At 54.7% G+C, this 16243-nt stretch carries 12 protein-coding genes and 1 tRNA gene; 9 read left to right on the top strand and 4 right to left on the bottom strand.

Annotated elements, in window-relative coordinates:
• Nucleotides 1-50 precede the first annotated feature (50 nt).
• Nucleotides 51-137, bottom strand: a tRNA-Leu gene (locus tag MIB40_RS09450).
• 97 nt (nt 138-234) lie between these two features.
• Nucleotides 235-1647, bottom strand: coding sequence for a PepSY-associated TM helix domain-containing protein (locus MIB40_RS09455; protein ID WP_249693379.1), 1413 nt, complete (start codon nt 1645-1647; stop codon nt 235-237).
• Nucleotides 1648-2082: 435 nt separating this feature from the next.
• Between MIB40_RS09455 and queA the strand changes: the two genes are divergently transcribed.
• The 6 genes from queA to tadA all read left to right on the top strand — a co-directional run bounded on the left by queA (nt 2083) and on the right by tadA (nt 8170).
• Entirely contained in the window at nt 2083-3135 is a 1053-nt protein-coding gene (queA, locus tag MIB40_RS09460; protein ID WP_249693380.1) for a tRNA preQ1(34) S-adenosylmethionine ribosyltransferase-isomerase QueA, read from the top strand.
• 17 nt (nt 3136-3152) lie between these two features.
• Nucleotides 3153-4268 carry a tRNA guanosine(34) transglycosylase Tgt gene (gene tgt, locus MIB40_RS09465; protein WP_249693523.1) on the top strand — a complete coding sequence of 372 codons (1116 nt, stop codon included), beginning with the start codon at nt 3153-3155 and terminating at the stop codon, nt 4266-4268.
• 93 nt (nt 4269-4361) lie between these two features.
• Nucleotides 4362-4700, top strand: a complete 339-nt coding sequence (yajC, locus tag MIB40_RS09470) for a preprotein translocase subunit YajC (protein WP_249693382.1) — start codon at nt 4362-4364, stop codon at nt 4698-4700.
• An 86-nt stretch (nt 4701-4786) separates the two neighbouring features.
• Nucleotides 4787-6652 carry a protein translocase subunit SecD gene (gene secD, locus MIB40_RS09475; protein ID WP_249693525.1) on the top strand — a complete coding sequence of 622 codons (1866 nt, stop codon included), beginning with the start codon at nt 4787-4789 and terminating at the stop codon, nt 6650-6652.
• 24 nt (nt 6653-6676) lie between these two features.
• Nucleotides 6677-7594, top strand: a complete 918-nt coding sequence (gene secF / locus MIB40_RS09480; RefSeq protein ID WP_249693385.1) for a protein translocase subunit SecF — start codon at nt 6677-6679, stop codon at nt 7592-7594.
• A gap of 54 nt (nt 7595-7648) precedes the next feature.
• On the top strand, nt 7649-8170 hold the full coding sequence (tadA, locus tag MIB40_RS09485; protein ID WP_249693387.1) for a tRNA adenosine(34) deaminase TadA: 522 nt from the start codon (nt 7649-7651) through the stop codon (nt 8168-8170).
• Between the two features lies 1 nt (nt 8171).
• On the opposite strand, the gene mltF is transcribed toward tadA, so the two are convergent.
• Entirely contained in the window at nt 8172-9665 is a 1494-nt protein-coding gene (mltF, locus tag MIB40_RS09490) for a membrane-bound lytic murein transglycosylase MltF (protein WP_249693389.1), read from the bottom strand.
• A gap of 218 nt (nt 9666-9883) precedes the next feature.
• Here mltF and purL point away from each other — a divergent pair, with 218 nt between their 5' ends.
• The 3 genes from purL to MIB40_RS09505 all read left to right on the top strand — a co-directional run bounded on the left by purL (nt 9884) and on the right by MIB40_RS09505 (nt 15646).
• A complete protein-coding gene (gene purL / locus MIB40_RS09495) occupies nt 9884-13786 on the top strand; it encodes a phosphoribosylformylglycinamidine synthase (protein WP_249693391.1) in 3903 nt (1300 codons plus the stop codon).
• 491 nt (nt 13787-14277) lie between these two features.
• Nucleotides 14278-15324 (top strand): S1C family serine protease, encoded by a 1047-nt coding sequence (locus MIB40_RS09500; RefSeq protein WP_249693393.1) that lies wholly within the window; start codon nt 14278-14280, stop codon nt 15322-15324.
• Nucleotides 15325-15334: 10 nt separating this feature from the next.
• Nucleotides 15335-15646: a Nif3-like dinuclear metal center hexameric protein gene (locus MIB40_RS09505; RefSeq protein WP_249693395.1), complete on the top strand. Its 312-nt coding sequence runs from the start codon at nt 15335-15337 to the stop codon at nt 15644-15646.
• A 23-nt stretch (nt 15647-15669) separates the two neighbouring features.
• Here the strand turns inward: MIB40_RS09505 and MIB40_RS09510 are convergent, their stop codons facing one another.
• The gene (locus MIB40_RS09510) at nt 15670-16215 is read right to left on the bottom strand and encodes an NUDIX hydrolase (RefSeq protein WP_249693397.1); all 546 of its coding nucleotides are present in this window, start codon (nt 16213-16215) and stop codon (nt 15670-15672) included.
• Between the last annotated feature and the right edge of the window lie 28 nt (nt 16216-16243).

A 16243-nucleotide genomic window follows, 5' to 3' on the forward strand; every position in this document is an offset into this window, starting at 1 on the left:
GTGAATTTCAGATACAAAAAAGCCCCGTCAAATGACGAGGCTCTTGAGTATGGTACCAGAGGCCGGACTCGAACCGGCACACCCGTTAAGGCGGGGGATTTTGAATCCCCTGTGTCTACCAATTTCACCACTCTGGCTAAATTCAGTGCCGGTATTATACGAATCCATCGAAGGGCGTCAATCAAGAAAATCAATTAAACGCAAAAACTCAATGGGTTCAGTAGTTTGCCGCTATTAGCTCGGCTCGGCCAGTGGCTTGTCGCTTTTCAGTAGGCGTTGGATCAGCAGTTTGTCGATCAGCGTGATAGCGATCAGGCTGGCGCCGACCAGGGGCACTGTGACGGCGATTACCAGCCAGATTCCCATTGCGCCTTTCCAGAGCTTTGCGGATGATGCTTTGGGGGCGTTTATGCTGAGCCTGGCACCGGCGGGGCGGCGTTTCCACCAGAGGATCAGACCGCTGATCGACAGGAAGATGCAGCCCAGGCACACCAGCACGTTCAGCACCAGGTTAGCGGTACCCCATAAGCCCATATGCAACGGCACGCCAATGGCCATGGCTTTTGCCATCAGGCCGTAATCCTCGAAGCGAATATCCATCAGGATGTTGCCGGTGTATTGATCGATGTGCACCGTGCGGTCCTGGGTCGGGGCGATGGGATCCTTGTTCATGGTGGCGGCAACAATGGTGTAAACGCCGCGCTCATCGCGGGGCAGATTCACCCGAAAGCCCTTCATACCCAGGCCGTAGGCATGTTGAACCACGCTATCGAGATTGACGGCGGAGGTAATGGCCGCTGTGCCGGCGCTGGAGCCGGATTCGGGCAGCGGCGTTTGTTCCAGGTTCCAGGGGATCTCTTCAATGACGCCGGGATTAAGGCTGGCGTGGGTTTTGGTCGAAGTGGGTATGCCGTCGTAAACCCCTATTGGGAAGCTGTTCCAGGGCTGTACGATTTTTGCTCCCCAGATGCCGGTCCAGGACAGGCCGGTAATGGCGAGGAACAACAGCGCGATAGCCAGCCAGCCCCCCAGACTTTTGTGCAGCGACTTCCATAACCCACGTCCGTTCAGTCTCAGTTGGGGTAACAGGGTTTGCCGCCAGCTCTGGCGGTTGCGTGGCCACCACATATAAAGGCCGGAAAGAATCAGCACCAGAGTAAAACCGGCAGCGAGTTCGATCAGGGCGTCTCCGGTTTTTCCCAATAAAAAGGTGCCGTGAATTTCGTCGGCGAGAGCATACAGGCTGTCATCTTTACTGTTGCTGCCGAGCAACTTGGCGCTGTAAGGGTTGAGGTAGACGTTGATATTTTCCCCCTCAGCACTTTTGACGGTAAACAAAGTGCTTTGCTCGGCGTTGAGCGGCAAACTCAGTTGAGTGATGGTTGCGTCGGGGTAGGCCTGTTGAACCACTTGTTGCTGTTCCGTCCAGGGGGCATAGGCCCCGTCTTCTGCAGTCACGTCGAGCAGTTCGCCATAGAGTGCCGGGGCAATCACAGGCTTATATAACAGCATAATCAGTCCGGTGATGCTGAGCATCAGCATAAAAGGAATAACATATAAGCCCGCGTAGAAATGCCAGCGCCAGGCGTAGGAATACTGATGTGATACGGTATTTTGTGAGCTTTTTTCAGCAGCTGTTTTTATCATGGTTCTTCCAGGAACGGCTTTTTAGAATGGCGGAGGAATTTATCAAAAAGGTCAGGCGAGCGGATGTGACGGAATGTCGCGTGACCAATTGTCGCAGGCAATAATGCTATTGGTATGAGGTGTTTTTTGGAGTAGGGGGATGACTCGCGCTATCAGGCCTGAAGCCGGTTGTGCCTTGCGCTTTTTGCGAACCAATGGTGATCGATTTTTGATAGTGTTTTGGGCAACCGGTTGGAGGAGTACGTCGATACCGATGCTGGATAATCATCACTGGCTGGCGGTCTGAAGAGGAACCATTGGAGGGGAGACGCCTTCTGCTAAAAGGCGCACAGGCTAGCCAGCATGGCATATGGCGCTGTTTTTCGGTAAAATCCCGGCCCTTTTTTGCACCACGCACTCTTTATATCCTATTTATCGCCAGGCTCCTTCGTTTCTATGCAAGTTAGTGACTTTCGTTTCGATCTTCCTGATGAGTTGATCGCCCGTTACCCCAAAGCCGACCGCAGTAGCAGCCGATTGCTCTGCGTGGATGGGAAAAATGGCGCATTAACCCATCGCCAGTTCTCCGATCTGGATGAGTTGTTGCAGCCCGGAGATCTGCTGGTGATGAACAACACCCGGGTAATTCCGGCTCGCTTGTTCGGGCAAAAAGCCACGGGAGGCAAGCTGGAAGTGTTGGTGGAACGGGTATTGGACGCCCACGAGGTACTGGCCCATGTGCGTTCCAGCAAGTCGCCCAAGCCTGGCACTCGTCTGCTGCTTGAGGGGGCCATTGAGGCGACCATGGTGGAGCGGCAAGGCAGCCTGTTCCGAATTCGTTTCGACGCTGAGGCCTCGGTACTGGAACTGCTCGACCAGCACGGCCATATGCCCTTGCCACCCTATATGGAACGGGATGATCAGGCCGAGGATCGCGAGCGTTACCAGACGGTATATGCCCAGCATGAAGGTGCGGTAGCGGCCCCGACTGCCGGTTTACACTTCGATCAGCCGTTACTGCAGCGCTTGGCTGACAAAGGCGTTGAAACCGCCTTTGTTACCCTGCATGTGGGGGCGGGTACTTTCCAGCCGGTGCGGGTCGAGCGTATCGAAGACCATCAAATGCATTCGGAATATCTCGAAGTGGATCAGGCTACCTGCGATGCGGTTAACGCCTGCCGTGCTCGTGGTGGGCGAGTGGTTGCCGTGGGCACCACCAGTGTGCGCTGCCTGGAAACCGCCAGCGCCGGCGGTGATATAAAGCCCTATTGCGGTGAAACCGACATCTTTATTTACCCGGGTTACCGATTTCAGTCGGTGGACCTGTTGATTACCAACTTTCATCTGCCCGAGTCCACGTTACTGATGTTGGTATCGGCGTTTGCAGGCTATGAGCATATGATGCAGGCTTACCGCACCGCGGTGGATGAGCAGTACCGATTTTTCAGTTACGGAGACGCCATGCTGTTAAGCCCGGCGCCTACCCGCTCGACCCAGGAGCCCCAGTGATGAGCAGAGAATGCTTTATGAAGTTTGACCAGCTCGGCAAAGATGGCCGAGCCCGCCGTGGCCGCTTGACCTTTCCCCGCGGCACCGTCGAGACCCCGGCGTTTATGCCGGTCGGTACCTATGGCACGGTGAAGGGTATGCTGCCTCGGGATATTGAGGAGATTGGTGCGGAGATCATTCTGGGTAATACCTTCCACCTGATGTTGCGCCCGGGTACCGAGATTATTCAGTCTCATGGCGACCTGCACGATTTTAATGGTTGGCAGGGTCCGATCCTGACCGACTCCGGCGGCTTCCAGGTGTTCAGCCTGGGGGATCTGCGCAAGATCACCGAAGAGGGGGTATCGTTCCGTTCTCCGGTGGATGGTGCCAAGGTGTTCCTGAGCCCGGAAGTGTCCATGGAGGTGCAGCGAAAGCTGGGTTCCGACATTGTGATGATCTTCGACGAGTGCACACCCTATCCGGCGGATGAAAAAACGGCGGAAACCTCGATGGAGTTGTCTCTGCGCTGGGCCAGGCGCAGTAAGGACGCCCACGGCGATAACCCGTCGGCGCTGTTCGGTATTATTCAGGGGGGCATGCACCAGGATCTGCGCGAGCGCTCGCTGGAAGGCCTCAACGAGATCGGTTTCGACGGCTATGCCATTGGTGGACTCTCGGTCGGTGAGCCCAAAGATGAAATGATGAAGGTGCTCGATGGGGTAACACCGTTGATGCCGGAAGATCGTCCCCGTTATCTGATGGGGGTTGGAACGCCCGAGGATATCGTCGAGTCGGTGCGTCGCGGGGTGGATATGTTTGATTGTGTGATGCCGACCCGTAATGCCCGCAACGGCCACCTGTTTACCTCGACCGGGGTGGTGCGAATTCGTAACTCCCCCCATAAGCGCGATAATGCGACGCTTGATGCAGAATGCGATTGCTATACCTGTAAGAATTTTAGCCGTGCCTATTTGCACCACCTGGATAAATGTAATGAGATTCTGGGTTCACAGCTCAACACCATCCATAACCTGCGCTTTTACCAGCGTTTGATGGCCGGTTTGCGAGATGCCATTGAACAGGGTAAATTGGACGCCTTTGTGGATGAGTTCTATCGCAAACGGGGGCAAGAGACGCCGCTGCTGGACTAAACCCAATTTTGACGGCACGCAACCGACTCAGGATGAGTCGCGGGCCTTTTTGAATTCCTATTTCTAATAAACCTAGTTTGGAGATTGTTATACATGAGCTTTTTTATCAGTGAAGCCGTAGCTGAAACCGCCGCTGCTGGCGCTGCTGCCGGACCAAGTATGATGGGCCAGTTACTGATGCTGGGCGGTTTCGTGTTGATCTTCTACTTCATCATTTGGCGTCCCCAGAGCAAGCGTGCCAAAGAGCATAAAGATTTGATCGGTGGCATCACCAAGGGTGATGAAGTGGTAACCAGTGGCGGTATTCTGGGCAAGGTCACCAAAGTCAGCGATGACTTCGTTACTTTGAAAGTGTCTGAGAATGTCGAGTTGAACTTTCAGAAGGCTTCTGTCGCTGCAGCACTGCCCAAGGGCACGATTAAAGCGATCTAATCGCGGCTTTAATGCTGTAATTTCGGCCGCAGCTTCTGCATAACGCAGGCTGCGGCTTTTCCATGGATAACCATCAGGGCACAACGATGCTCAATACATACCCGTTATGGAAGTACCTGCTGATTGTCGTGGCGTTAGTGCTGGGAGGCATCTATGCGCTGCCCAATCTCTATCCCGACGATCCCTCTATTCAGATTACTGGCCAGCGTACATCGCTGAAAATTGATCAATCGGTCATTACCAAAGCCGAAAAAGCCCTTGCTGAAGCGAACATTTCGGTTAAGTCCGGTGAATTACTGGAAAGGTCGGCACTGCTTCGTTTAACCGATTCAGAAGACCAGTTGGCCGCCAAAGAGGCTATCAAGAAAAGTTTTGGTGATGACTATGTGGTCGCGCTAAACCTGGCACCAACCACACCGGAATGGCTCGATTCCCTGGGCGCAGGCCCAATGAAGCTGGGTCTGGATCTCAGCGGTGGTGTCCACTTCCTGCTGGAAGTCGATATGCAGCGCGCGGTGGAGACTCGCCTTAAGGTCTACAACAGTGAAATTCGTACCTTGCTGCGAAAAGAGCGCCTGCGGTATCGCTCGGCTCCGGCACTGGACAATGGTGCTCGTCAGCTCAAGTTTGCCGATGCCGAGACCCGTGATGAAGCGGCCAGCCGTATCAGTGGCGAATACAATGAACTCAACGTCGATACTCGTGACAAGGACGACGGTTTTTTCCTCAGCTTTACCCTGAAGGAGAATGAGGTTCGCGAGATTGAGGATTACGCGATCAAGCAGAACCTGACCACTGTGCGTAACCGGGTGAATGAGCTGGGGGTTTCCGAGCCGCTGGTGCAGCGCCAGGGTCGTAACCGTATCGTGGTGCAGTTGCCGGGTGTTCAGGATACCGCAGAAGCCAAGCGTATTCTGGGCAAGACGGCCAACCTCGAGTTCCGTCTCGAGGCCACCGCCGATGCCTCGGCCAGTTCGACCGAAACCTTTCCCTACAAGGAAAATCGGCAGTCACCGGCGCGACTCGAGCGCAATATCATTATCAGTGGTGACCGGGTGTCCAATGCCCAGTCCAACTTCGATGAGAACGGTCGCCCCCAGGTCAATATTCGCCTTGATAGTAGCGGCGGACAGTTGATGAACCGTGCTACCCGCGATAATGTTGGTCGTCGTATGGCAGTACTCTTTATCGAACAGAAGCCTACCACTCGCATTGAAACCCAGGTGGTGGATGGCGAGAAGGTTCAGGTTCGAGTGCCGGGTTTCCGGGAAGAGAAAGAGGTAATCAGCCTTGCCACCATTCAGAGTGCTTTAGGTACCAGCTTCCGTATTACCGGCCTCGATGGTGTGGGAGAGTCCTCCGAGTTGGCGTTGCTGCTGCGCGCCGGTGCGTTGGCGGCGCCGATGTATTTTGTCGAAGAGCGTACGGTTGGGCCTAGCCTGGGTAAAGACAATATCCGCATGGGGGTGAACTCCGTGGTGATTGGCTTCACGCTGGTGCTGATCTTTATGCTGGCCTATTACAAGGTGTTTGGTCTCTTTGCCAATATTGCCCTGACCCTGAACCTGGCCTTGCTGGTGGCCCTGATGTCGATGCTGTCGGCTACCCTGACCCTGCCGGGTATCGCCGGTATCGTGTTAACCGTGGGTATGGCGGTGGATGCCAACGTGCTGATCTTCTCGCGAATACGGGAAGAGCTGGCCAACGGGCTGTCGCCTCAACGGGCGATCCACGAGGGTTATGATCGGGCGTTTGTGACCATCTTTGATGCCAATATCACCACCTTGTTGGTGGCGGTGATTCTCTATGCAGTGGGTACCGGGCCGGTGAAAGGCTTCGCGGTGACCCTGTCGCTGGGTATCGTTATCTCCATGTTTACGGCGATTGTCGTTTCACGGGCCATGGTCAACCTGAGCTTTGGCGGACGCCAGCTCAAGCGACTCTGGATTTAATGGTCGCGGATAGGAGAGACAACTATGTCAGCCAAAAAAGTTATTAATTTTATGGGTGCGCGGATGTTGGCTGTGGCCATCTCCGCCGTACTGGTGCTGGGTTCGATCGCTACTCTGGGGGTTAATGGCCTTCAGTTCGGGCTGGATTTTACCGGTGGTACCCTGGTCGAGTTAGGTTATGACCGAGCCGCCGATCTGCAAAAAATCCGTGATGATCTTGCCGCCGCCGGTTTTGAAGACACAGTGGTGCAGGATTATGGCAGTGCCAGTGATGTTTTGATTCGCATGCCCGGAGATGACCCCAAGCTGGGGGATTCGGTGGTCGATTCATTGCAAGCATCCTACGATGGCAAGATCGATTTGCGCCGGGTCGAGTTTGTCGGCCCTCAGGTAGGTGAAGAGCTGCGAGAGCAGGGCGGTCTGGGCATGTTGCTGGCTTTGTTGCTGGTGATGGTCTATATCGCGGTGCGATTCCAGTACAAGTTTGCCGTGGGCGCCGTAGTGGCTCTGGCACACGATGTCATTATTGTACTGGGCATGTTTTCCCTGCTTGGTATTGGCTTTGACCTGACCGTACTGGCCGCAGTGCTGTCGGTTATCGGTTACTCGCTAAACGATACCATTGTGGTGTCAGACCGCATTCGTGAAAACTTCCGCAAAATGCGTAAGGGTAGCGAAACCGATATCATCAACTCCTCATTGACCCAAACCTTTGGGCGAACCGTAGTGACCTCCTTAACCACCATGCTGGTGCTGGTTGCGCTGTTCTACTTTGGTGGTGAGATGATCCATGGCTTTGCCCTGGCGTTGATTATCGGTGTCGGTGTGGGTACCTACTCTTCCATCTACGTGGCGGCGAATATTCTGTTGTTTATGGATATTACCCGCGAAGATCTGCTACCGCCGCAGAAAGAAGAAGACGAAGTGGACCAGATGCCCTGAAAATAATCGGGGTTACCCGGTGGGTAGCCCCGATACCTGATAGCCCTGTTTGTTATGACTCCTCCCGATACCCATGCTTCCCCTGCCATTTTCGATGATGAGCATTGGATGCGTCTGGCCCTGGAGCAGGCCCAGCGTGCGGCGCAATGCGATGAGGTGCCGGTGGGAGCGTTGGTTGTTCATGCCGGCCGTTTGGTGGGTACAGGTTTTAACCAGCCGATCAGCGCCTGCAATCCTGTCGCTCATGCAGAAATACTGGCGTTGCAGGATGCTGCCCGCTGCCTGAATAACTATCGTCTGATCGATTGCACGTTGTATGTCACCCTGGAGCCTTGCACGATGTGTGCGGGGGCATTGATCCATAGCCGGATTCAGCGCTTGGTATATGGGGCAACAGAACCCAAGGCTGGTGCGATCCTCAGTACATCCAGGGTACTTGAGCAGGAAGCCATGAATCACCGTATTGAGGTGACGGGGGGCATTTTGGCGCAGGAGAGCTCGGCCTTGATTTCGGGGTTTTTCCAGCGCCGGCGAGCCGAGAAGCGCGCCGCACGAGGCAAGCCGCCACTGTCCTGAATTAATTGATCTTGTTGGCGGCGCTACCCTGATTGTCGGTCAGGCTGGGTTCGCTAATGGCCTCTTCGCTGATACCCGGTTCGTGAGAGGTTTGGGCCAACTGGCTGGCTTCTACCTGAGGCGTTTCGGTCCACCGTATCAGATCGTAGTAACGGCGAATGTTTTGTACGTAAGCGACGGGTTCATGGCCACGGGCATAGCCATAGCGGGTGCTCTTGTACCATTTCTTCTGGGCGAGCAGAGGCAGGTTTTTTTTCACATCTACCCAGCGATTGGGATTTCCGCCGCGTTTTTCGGTAATCACCCGGGCGTCTTCCAGATGGCCGCGTCCCACATTGTAGGCTGCCAGTGCCATCCAGGTGCGATCAGGCTCGCGAATACTTTCCGGTATGCGTCGTTTTATTTTGGCAAAGTAGCGAGCGCCGCCATTAATGCTCTGCACCGGGTCCAGTCGATTGTCCACATCCATTTCCTTGGCTGTGGGCAGGGTAAGCATCATCAGCCCCCTGACTCCGGTTGGTGAGCGGGCAGTGGGTCGCCAATGGGATTCCTGATAGCCAACGGCGGCGAGTAATTTCCAATCCAGTTCATGTTGCTGGGCCGCACCGATAAAGAGCTCCCGATACTTGGGCAGGCGATTGTCCAGCTGGCGCATAAAGGTGCGAACACCGACATAGTCCAGCTGGTCGACGTGGCCGTAGAAGCGTTCGTTCAGGTGCGCCAGGGTACCGTCCTGGGCAATGCGAGCGAAAAATTGCTCGGCCTCTTGTTGCAGGCTGCGATCCTTACCCTTGGGAAACGCCCAGGCGAGTTGCTCGCCGGGTTGCAGGTCAAAGGCGATACGGGCGTTGGGGAAATAGATGTAGTTGGTTGCCCAGAGGTTGGAGTCGACAATGGTGTAGGCGATTTCGCCATCATCGACCATCTGCAGCAGGTCCATGCTTTCCAGCTCATCACTGCTGCTCCATTGGGGTTCGAAGTCGGCGATCAGTGAACGCACACGCTCTTCGTGGTGCCCCCCTTGCTCAACCACCAGCTCGCCCTCGGTAAGCTGGTCGAACGCAGCTGGCTTGGGCAGTTTGCGGTTGTACACCAGATGCAGGTTGATGTTCATGTAGGGCGGTGAAAAAGCCACCTTTTGTTGGCGCTCGGGGGTGATGCTGAGTCCTGCGGCGGCAAAGGTCACGGGCTGTTCAAAGGCCGGGCGAATCAAGGTGTTGATCAGCTCTTCGACCGAGCTGATGGCGCGAACCTCAAGTTCGACGCCCAGCTCGTTGGCGAATTGGCGAGCGAGTTCGTACTCAAACCCGCTGGGCTCATCGCGATCGTGAAAGTACGTTGTCGGGGTGTTGCGCGTGAGCATCAAGAGCTTGTTTTGCTGTTGAATTTGCTCCAGTTGGGTCGGTTTGTCACAGCCCGTCAGGAATAAACTCAGGGCGGTAACTGCGATAAATGCCCATACTGGCAGGGAACCCGAAAGACGACCTATTCCCATACACACCTGTGGCTAGATTGGATACTGCCGACATCATACTGTGTTCGTGCCACAGGAGAAACCTGTGGCTGGTTGTCGGCAGGGGAATGGAGTATGATACGCGCAAATTTTCACCCCCCTGATTGTGCTGGCAATCCTCCGTCGTTCGGGGGCTGTGGGCCGCTAACCGTAGCCCCGAAACCAGCCGCTCCAGATGCCTGCCAGAGGATAGTTAAACGATGCTTGAGTTGCGTGGCGCACCTGCCCTTTCAGAATTTCGTGCCAATAAACTGCTAGGGTCCTTGCAGACGCTGGTCCCCTCGGTTTCCGGGGTCTATGCCGAATATATTCACTTTGCCGATCTGGCCGAGGAACTCACGGTCAACGAACAGCAAGTGCTGGATCGCCTGCTTCGCTATGGCCCCGCTATAGCCTCTCATGATCCCCTCGGACAACTGCTTTTAGTGGTGCCGCGTCCGGGGACTATTTCACCCTGGTCGAGCAAGGCCAGCGATATCGCCCACAACTGTGGCCTGAATTCGATACGACGTATCGAGCGAGGGGTTGCGTACTATATCGAAGCCGATGACGCGCTGTCCCAGACACAACTGGAGACTCTGCTGCCGGCACTGCACGACCGTATGACCGAGGCCGTCTTTGCCAGTACGGCAGAAGCTCAAGCGTTGTTTGCCACCTCGGAGCCAGCGCCAATGGCCACCGTTGGTATTCTGGAAGGTGGACGGCAAGCGCTGGTTGAGGCCAATGTTGCGCTCGGTCTGGCCCTGGCTGATGATGAAATTGACTATCTGGTCGACAGTTTTCAGGCTCTGGAACGTGACCCTTCCGATATCGAATTGATGATGTTTGCCCAGGCAAACTCGGAACACTGCCGGCACAAGATTTTTAATGCCAGCTGGGATATCGACGGCGAAGCGCAGGAGAAGTCCCTGTTTGCCATGATCCGCAATACTCACCAGTTGCACGGCGAAGGCGTGCTGTCGGCCTACAAAGACAACGCTTCGGTGATTGAAGGCTTTCAGGCAACACGATTCTTCCCGAACCCTGAAAGTCGCACCTACGAAGCTTCAGAAGAGGCGGTGCATATTCTGATGAAGGTGGAGACCCACAACCACCCGACAGCGATCGCCCCCTTTTCGGGCGCAGCGACTGGCTCCGGCGGCGAAATTCGTGACGAGGGTGCCACGGGTAAAGGCTCCAAACCCAAGGCGGGTCTGACCGGTTTTACTGTTTCCAATCTTAATATTCCCGGTTTTCGCCAGCCCTGGGAGGGTAATTACGGCAAGCCGGAACGTATCGTCTCGGCGCTGGATATTATGGTTGAGGGTCCGATTGGGGGCGCCAGCTTTAACAACGAATTTGGCCGTCCCAATCTCTGTGGATACTTCCGCACCTTTGAAGAGCTGGCCCCGGGGGCCAACGGTGTTGAGATGCGCGGTTACCACAAGCCTATTATGATCGCCGGTGGCCTGGGTAATATTCGCGCCGATCATGTTGAAAAAGGCGAGATCCCTGTTGGTGCCAAGCTGATTGTGCTGGGCGGGCCCGCCATGCAGATTGGTCTTGGTGGTGGTGCCGCATCGTCGATGGCGACCGGCACCAGTAGTGCCGATCTTGATTTTGCCTCGGTGCAGCGTGGTAACCCGGAAATGGAGCGTCGTTGCCAGGAAGTGATCGATGGCTGCTGGCAACTGGGTGATGACAACCCTATCGCCTTTATTCACGATGTCGGCGCGGGTGGTCTGTCCAATGCGTTTCCAGAGCTGGTTAGCGATGGTGGCCGCGGTGGCGACTTCGAGCTACGTAATGTTCCCAATGATGAGCCGGGCATGAGCCCACTGGCCGTCTGGTGTAACGAGTCTCAGGAACGCTATGTGATGGCGGTAGCGCCTCAGAATCTGTCGCGATTCGAAGCGATTTGTGAGCGCGAGCGTTGCCCCTACGCGGTGATTGGTGAAGCCACCGAAGAGGAGCATCTGCGAGTTGGCGATCGCCATTTCAAGAACAACCCGGTTGATATGCCCTTGTCGGTGTTGCTGGGCAAACCACCCCGGATGCATCGCAGCGTCAGCCGCCAGCCTTTTGAAGCCCAACCCTTTGATACCGACAACATTGAATTGATGGAAGCCGCCGAACGTGTTCTCAAACTACCTTCGGTGGCCAGTAAAAGTTTCCTGATAACCATTGGCGATCGTTCGATCACCGGTACCGTGGCTCGTGATCAGATGGTCGGCCCCTGGCAGGTGCCCGTTGCCGATTGTGCGGTCACTGCGACTGATTATCGCGGGGTTACCGGCGAAGCTATGGCCATGGGTGAACGCACCCCGGTTGCCTTGTTGGATGCGCCGGCTTCCGGACGCATGGCGATCGCTGAGGCGATCACCAATATTGCCGCTGCAAGTATCGACAAGCTCTCCGATATCAAACTGTCTGCCAACTGGATGGCGGCCGCTGGACATCCGGGTGAGGATGAAAACCTGTACGATACGGTTCGGGCCGTCGGCATGGAGACCTGCCCTGAGCTGGGTATCTGCGTACCTGTGGGTAAAGACTCCATGTCGATGCGTACCCAGTGGCAAGCGGAGGGTGAAGACAAATCCGTGACTGCACCCTTATCGCTGGTTATTTCAGCCTTTGCTCCGGTCCAGGATGTACGCCGTACTCTAACTCCTGAGCTGCGTACCGATCAGGGGGATACGGATCTTATCCTTATTGATTTGGGTAACGGTCAGAATCGTCTCGGCGGCAGTGCCCTGGCGCAGGTGTTCAAGGCCGTGGGGGAAACACCGGCAGACCTCGATGATTCTGAAGACCTGAAAGCTTTCTTTGCGGTAATTCAGGGGCTGAACCGCGACCAAAAGTTGCTGGCTTATCATGACCGGTCGGATGGTGGTCTGTTCGTGACGCTGGCCGAGATGGCATTTGCTGGCCGCGCCGGTGTGGAAGTGCATCTGGAGCGCATTTGCGATACTCAGGAAGATGCTCTGGCGGTGCTCTTTAACGAAGAGCTGGGTGCGGTGGTTCAGGTGCGGCAAGCTGATACCGAGCATGTGTTGCAACAACTGAATGCGGCAGGCCTTGGTGAGCAGAGCACCGTGATTGGCTCGGTAGAAGCTAGCGATAGCCTGAGTTTGCTGTTTGCCGGCGAGACTTTGCTGGAAAATTCACTCGAGCAATATCAAAGCTGGTGGGCCGAAACCAGCTATCGTATTCAAGCTTTGCGCGATAACAGCGATTGTGCACTGCAGGAGTTTGATGCGATTGCCGACCGTGATGATCCCGGCCTGCATGTTGAGTTGAGTTTTGATGTCAACGAAGACATCAGTGCGCCTTATATCAATAAAGGCGTACGCCCTGAAATCGCCGTGCTGCGCGAGCAGGGAGTGAACGGACATATTGAAATGGCGGCGGCGTTTGATCGTGCCGGTTTTAATAGCGTTGACCTTCATATGAGCCAGTTGTTGTCTGGAGAGGTGGATCTGGCGCGCTTTAAGGGGCTGGTGGCTTGTGGCGGTTTCTCCTACGGTGACGTATTGGGTGCCGGAGAAGGTTGGGCCAAATCTATTCTCTTTAATGAGCAGGGTAGGAAGCAATTTGGTGATTTCTTTGCTCGTCAGGATAGCTTTGCTCTGGGTGTTTGCAATGGCTGCCAGATGCTATCGAATCTGCATGAGCTGATCCCTGGTACCGAACACTGGCCACACTTTGTGCGTAACCGTTCGGAGCAGTTTGAGGCGCGGGTAGCGATGGTTGAAGTGCAATCGAGCGCTTCCATTTTGCTTAAGGGCATGGAAGGTTCAAGAATGCCGATCGCCATTGCCCATGGTGAAGGTCATGCCGAATTTGCCAGTGCGGATCAGCTGGCCAGCGTTAATCAACAATCGTTGGCGGCGCTACGTTATGTTGATAACTACGGTCAGGTGACCGAGCAGTATCCGGCCAACCCTAATGGTTCGCCAGAGGGTATCGCAGGCCTGAGCAGTCTGGATGGTCGGGTTACGATTATGATGCCTCACCCTGAACGAGTATTCCGGGCGTTACAGAATTCCTGGGCACCTGATAGCTGGAATGAAGATGGCGCCTGGCTGCGCATGTTCCGCAACGCTCGGGTTTGGATCGATTGATCTGTTGCTGAATTGGGGGGTACCGTTTTTAGGAGCGGTACTTTCTTGGTTGAGAGGGTATTTCCAGTAGAAATAGTCTTATTAGTCAGGATGGTATTTTACTTAATTTAGCTTATGCCAAAAACAACAAACCCCGCTTGTGCGGGGTTTGTTGTTTTTGGGTCTATATGAGCCTGTTACTGAAGCTGGCTCAAAACCAGATATAGGCTGATACATAAAGTTGTGAAGGCGGCGCCGAGCAGCAGGGCTTCCTTCCCGCTTAGCTTGTCATCCATGTCGTTCTCCCTAATCAAACTGCTTCATACTACGGCTCAAATTATAATACGATCAGTTTTACGATCAATATCACCTTTGTAAGACTACGTTGTGAGTGAAGGGCTATTTTGTAGGACATTGACCATTATTGCCCTGTTTGTAACGAGCGCTTGCACCCTGTATTCGGAGCTGTCATCGTGCTTCGATAATTGCATGTTAATCAGGAGTTATTCCGCGTGAGATTTTCCCCGGTAATTATGTTGTCTCGACCACTGTGGTTGGCGGCTTTGCTAATCGCCTTTAATGTGCAGGCGTCACCGATTGCCGATCTGTTTGCGAAGGTGGATCCGAGTGTCGTGACCATCCGCATCAGTGAGCAGGTAATCGATCCCAAGAAAAGCAATGCAATGCGCTCAAGCAGTGGTTTGGGTACCGGGATAGTGATCTCCAAAGATGGATTGATCATGACGGCGAACCATGTGGTGGAGTTGGCCGATGCGGTTGTCGTTGAGTTTTCTTCTGGAGAACTGATCAGTGCCAAAGTGAAGTCAGCGGATGCGTCAACGGATGTGGCCTTGTTAAAGCTGGATTCTCTACCCAAAAAGCTCTCGGTGGCCAAGCTGGGAGATTCAGACAAGGTGCGTGTCGGCGAGCAGATTTTTGTTATCGGTTCCCCTTATGGGGTCAAACACACGCTTTCGGTAGGGTATGTGACCGGCCGCCGTGAGGTTGGGCGGGTTCGCGGCCAGTTAACCCCGGTCGAATTCTTACAGACCGATGCGGCTATTAATCAGGGCAATTCCGGTGGCCCCATGTTTAACCTGAAAGGTGAAGTGATTGGCATTGTCAGCCATATTCGCACGCGCTCCGGCGGTAACGAGGGTTTGGGGTTTGCCTCTACCATTAATTTGGCCAAACGCATGCTGCTCGATGAAAAAAGCTTTTGGGCGGGTGTCGAGGTGATGGTAATGGGGCCAGCAGAGGCCAAAGCACTTAACGTGCCACAGGACTTCGGTTTGCTGGTGCAGCGGGTGGCGAAGAATTCTCCGGCGTATTTTCTGGGCCTGAGGCCAGGCACCTTGCCGATCAAATATGGTAACGACAGTCTGGTATTGGGGGGCGATATCATCATTGGTATCATGGGGATTCAGCTGACCGATGAATTGCTCGATGCTGCTGATTCTCCCATCCGCAAACGGGTCGCTCAGCTCAAGAAAGGTGACCGGATTGAGATGACGGTGTTCCGTGAAGGTGAAGTCATCAAACTCTTTACTACTCGATAGCAGGTAACGCTTGTACAAGCTGGCCGTTTTCGTTCCACCCAGTCACCTTGAAAGCCTCAAGGAGGCGCTGTTTGCTGCCGGTGCGGGCCGCATCGGCAACTATGGCCGGTGCGCCTGGCAAACTCTGGGTGAGGGACAGTTTATGGCCCTTGAAGGAGCGGACCCTTTTATTGGTGATGTCGGCGAATTAGAGCGGGTCAGCGAGTACAAGGTAGAGATGGTGTGCACCGATGAACTTATTCGCACCGTTGTGAAGGTTTTGAAGCAAGCTCACCCCTATGAAACGCCAGCCTATGAGGTTTGGCGAATCGAAGATTTATAATGTGAACGTCTAGCAAAGTATCGCTAATTGGCTCGTACGGGGCGAAGCAGGGCTTCAGAGCGAACCGGAAAATGGCCGGCCTGGCGGTCGGCAAAATAATATCTGAGAGTGCGTCCGATGGTTGGGAAGGCTAGCTCGTCCCAGGGAATCTCTGCTTCCGGAAGCAATTGAGTCATCAGGCTTTCGCTGCCTGGAGCAAAGTGCTCGGTGGTCATATCGGCCAGATAAAAGAGATGAACCTGATCGATATGGGGCAAGCTAAACAAGGTGTAGAGCCTCAGGTTCTCAACCTGGGCGCAGGCTTCCTCTTCGGTTTCCCGGGCTGCGCCTTCTTCGCAGCTTTCACCGTTCTCCATAAACCCGGCGGGTAGGGTCCAGTAGCCGTAGCGCGGTTCTATGGCGCGTTTGCAAAGCAGAATGCGGTTATCGTAAACCGGAATGCAGCCGGCGACGATCTTGGGGTTTTGATAATGAATCATGTCGCATCGGGTGCAGATGTAACGGGGACGATTGTCTCCTTCGGGAATGTTTAGCCCTACTGTGGCGCCGCAATCACTACAAAACTTCATTAACTACCCCCCATTAACGTCGAATGCC

Source organism: Aestuariirhabdus haliotis, assembly GCF_023509475.1.
Taxonomy (GTDB): domain Bacteria; phylum Pseudomonadota; class Gammaproteobacteria; order Pseudomonadales; family Aestuariirhabdaceae; genus Aestuariirhabdus; species Aestuariirhabdus haliotis.

Excerpts from the sequence above, each read along its gene's own strand:
- MIB40_RS09455 (WP_249693379.1), bottom strand. The coding sequence starts at position 1,647 with ATGATAAAAACAGCTGCTGAAAAAAGCTCACAAAATACCGTATCACAT.
- queA (WP_249693380.1), top strand. The coding sequence starts at position 2,083 with ATGCAAGTTAGTGACTTTCGTTTCGATCTTCCTGATGAGTTGATCGCC.
- tgt (WP_249693523.1), top strand. The coding sequence starts at position 3,153 with ATGAAGTTTGACCAGCTCGGCAAAGATGGCCGAGCCCGCCGTGGCCGC.
- yajC (WP_249693382.1), top strand. The coding sequence starts at position 4,362 with ATGAGCTTTTTTATCAGTGAAGCCGTAGCTGAAACCGCCGCTGCTGGC.
- secD (WP_249693525.1), top strand. The coding sequence starts at position 4,787 with ATGCTCAATACATACCCGTTATGGAAGTACCTGCTGATTGTCGTGGCG.
- secF (WP_249693385.1), top strand. The coding sequence starts at position 6,677 with ATGTCAGCCAAAAAAGTTATTAATTTTATGGGTGCGCGGATGTTGGCT.
- tadA (WP_249693387.1), top strand. The coding sequence starts at position 7,649 with ATGACTCCTCCCGATACCCATGCTTCCCCTGCCATTTTCGATGATGAG.
- mltF (WP_249693389.1), bottom strand. The coding sequence starts at position 9,665 with ATGGGAATAGGTCGTCTTTCGGGTTCCCTGCCAGTATGGGCATTTATC.
- purL (WP_249693391.1), top strand. The coding sequence starts at position 9,884 with ATGCTTGAGTTGCGTGGCGCACCTGCCCTTTCAGAATTTCGTGCCAAT.
- MIB40_RS09510 (WP_249693397.1), bottom strand. The coding sequence starts at position 16,215 with ATGAAGTTTTGTAGTGATTGCGGCGCCACAGTAGGGCTAAACATTCCC.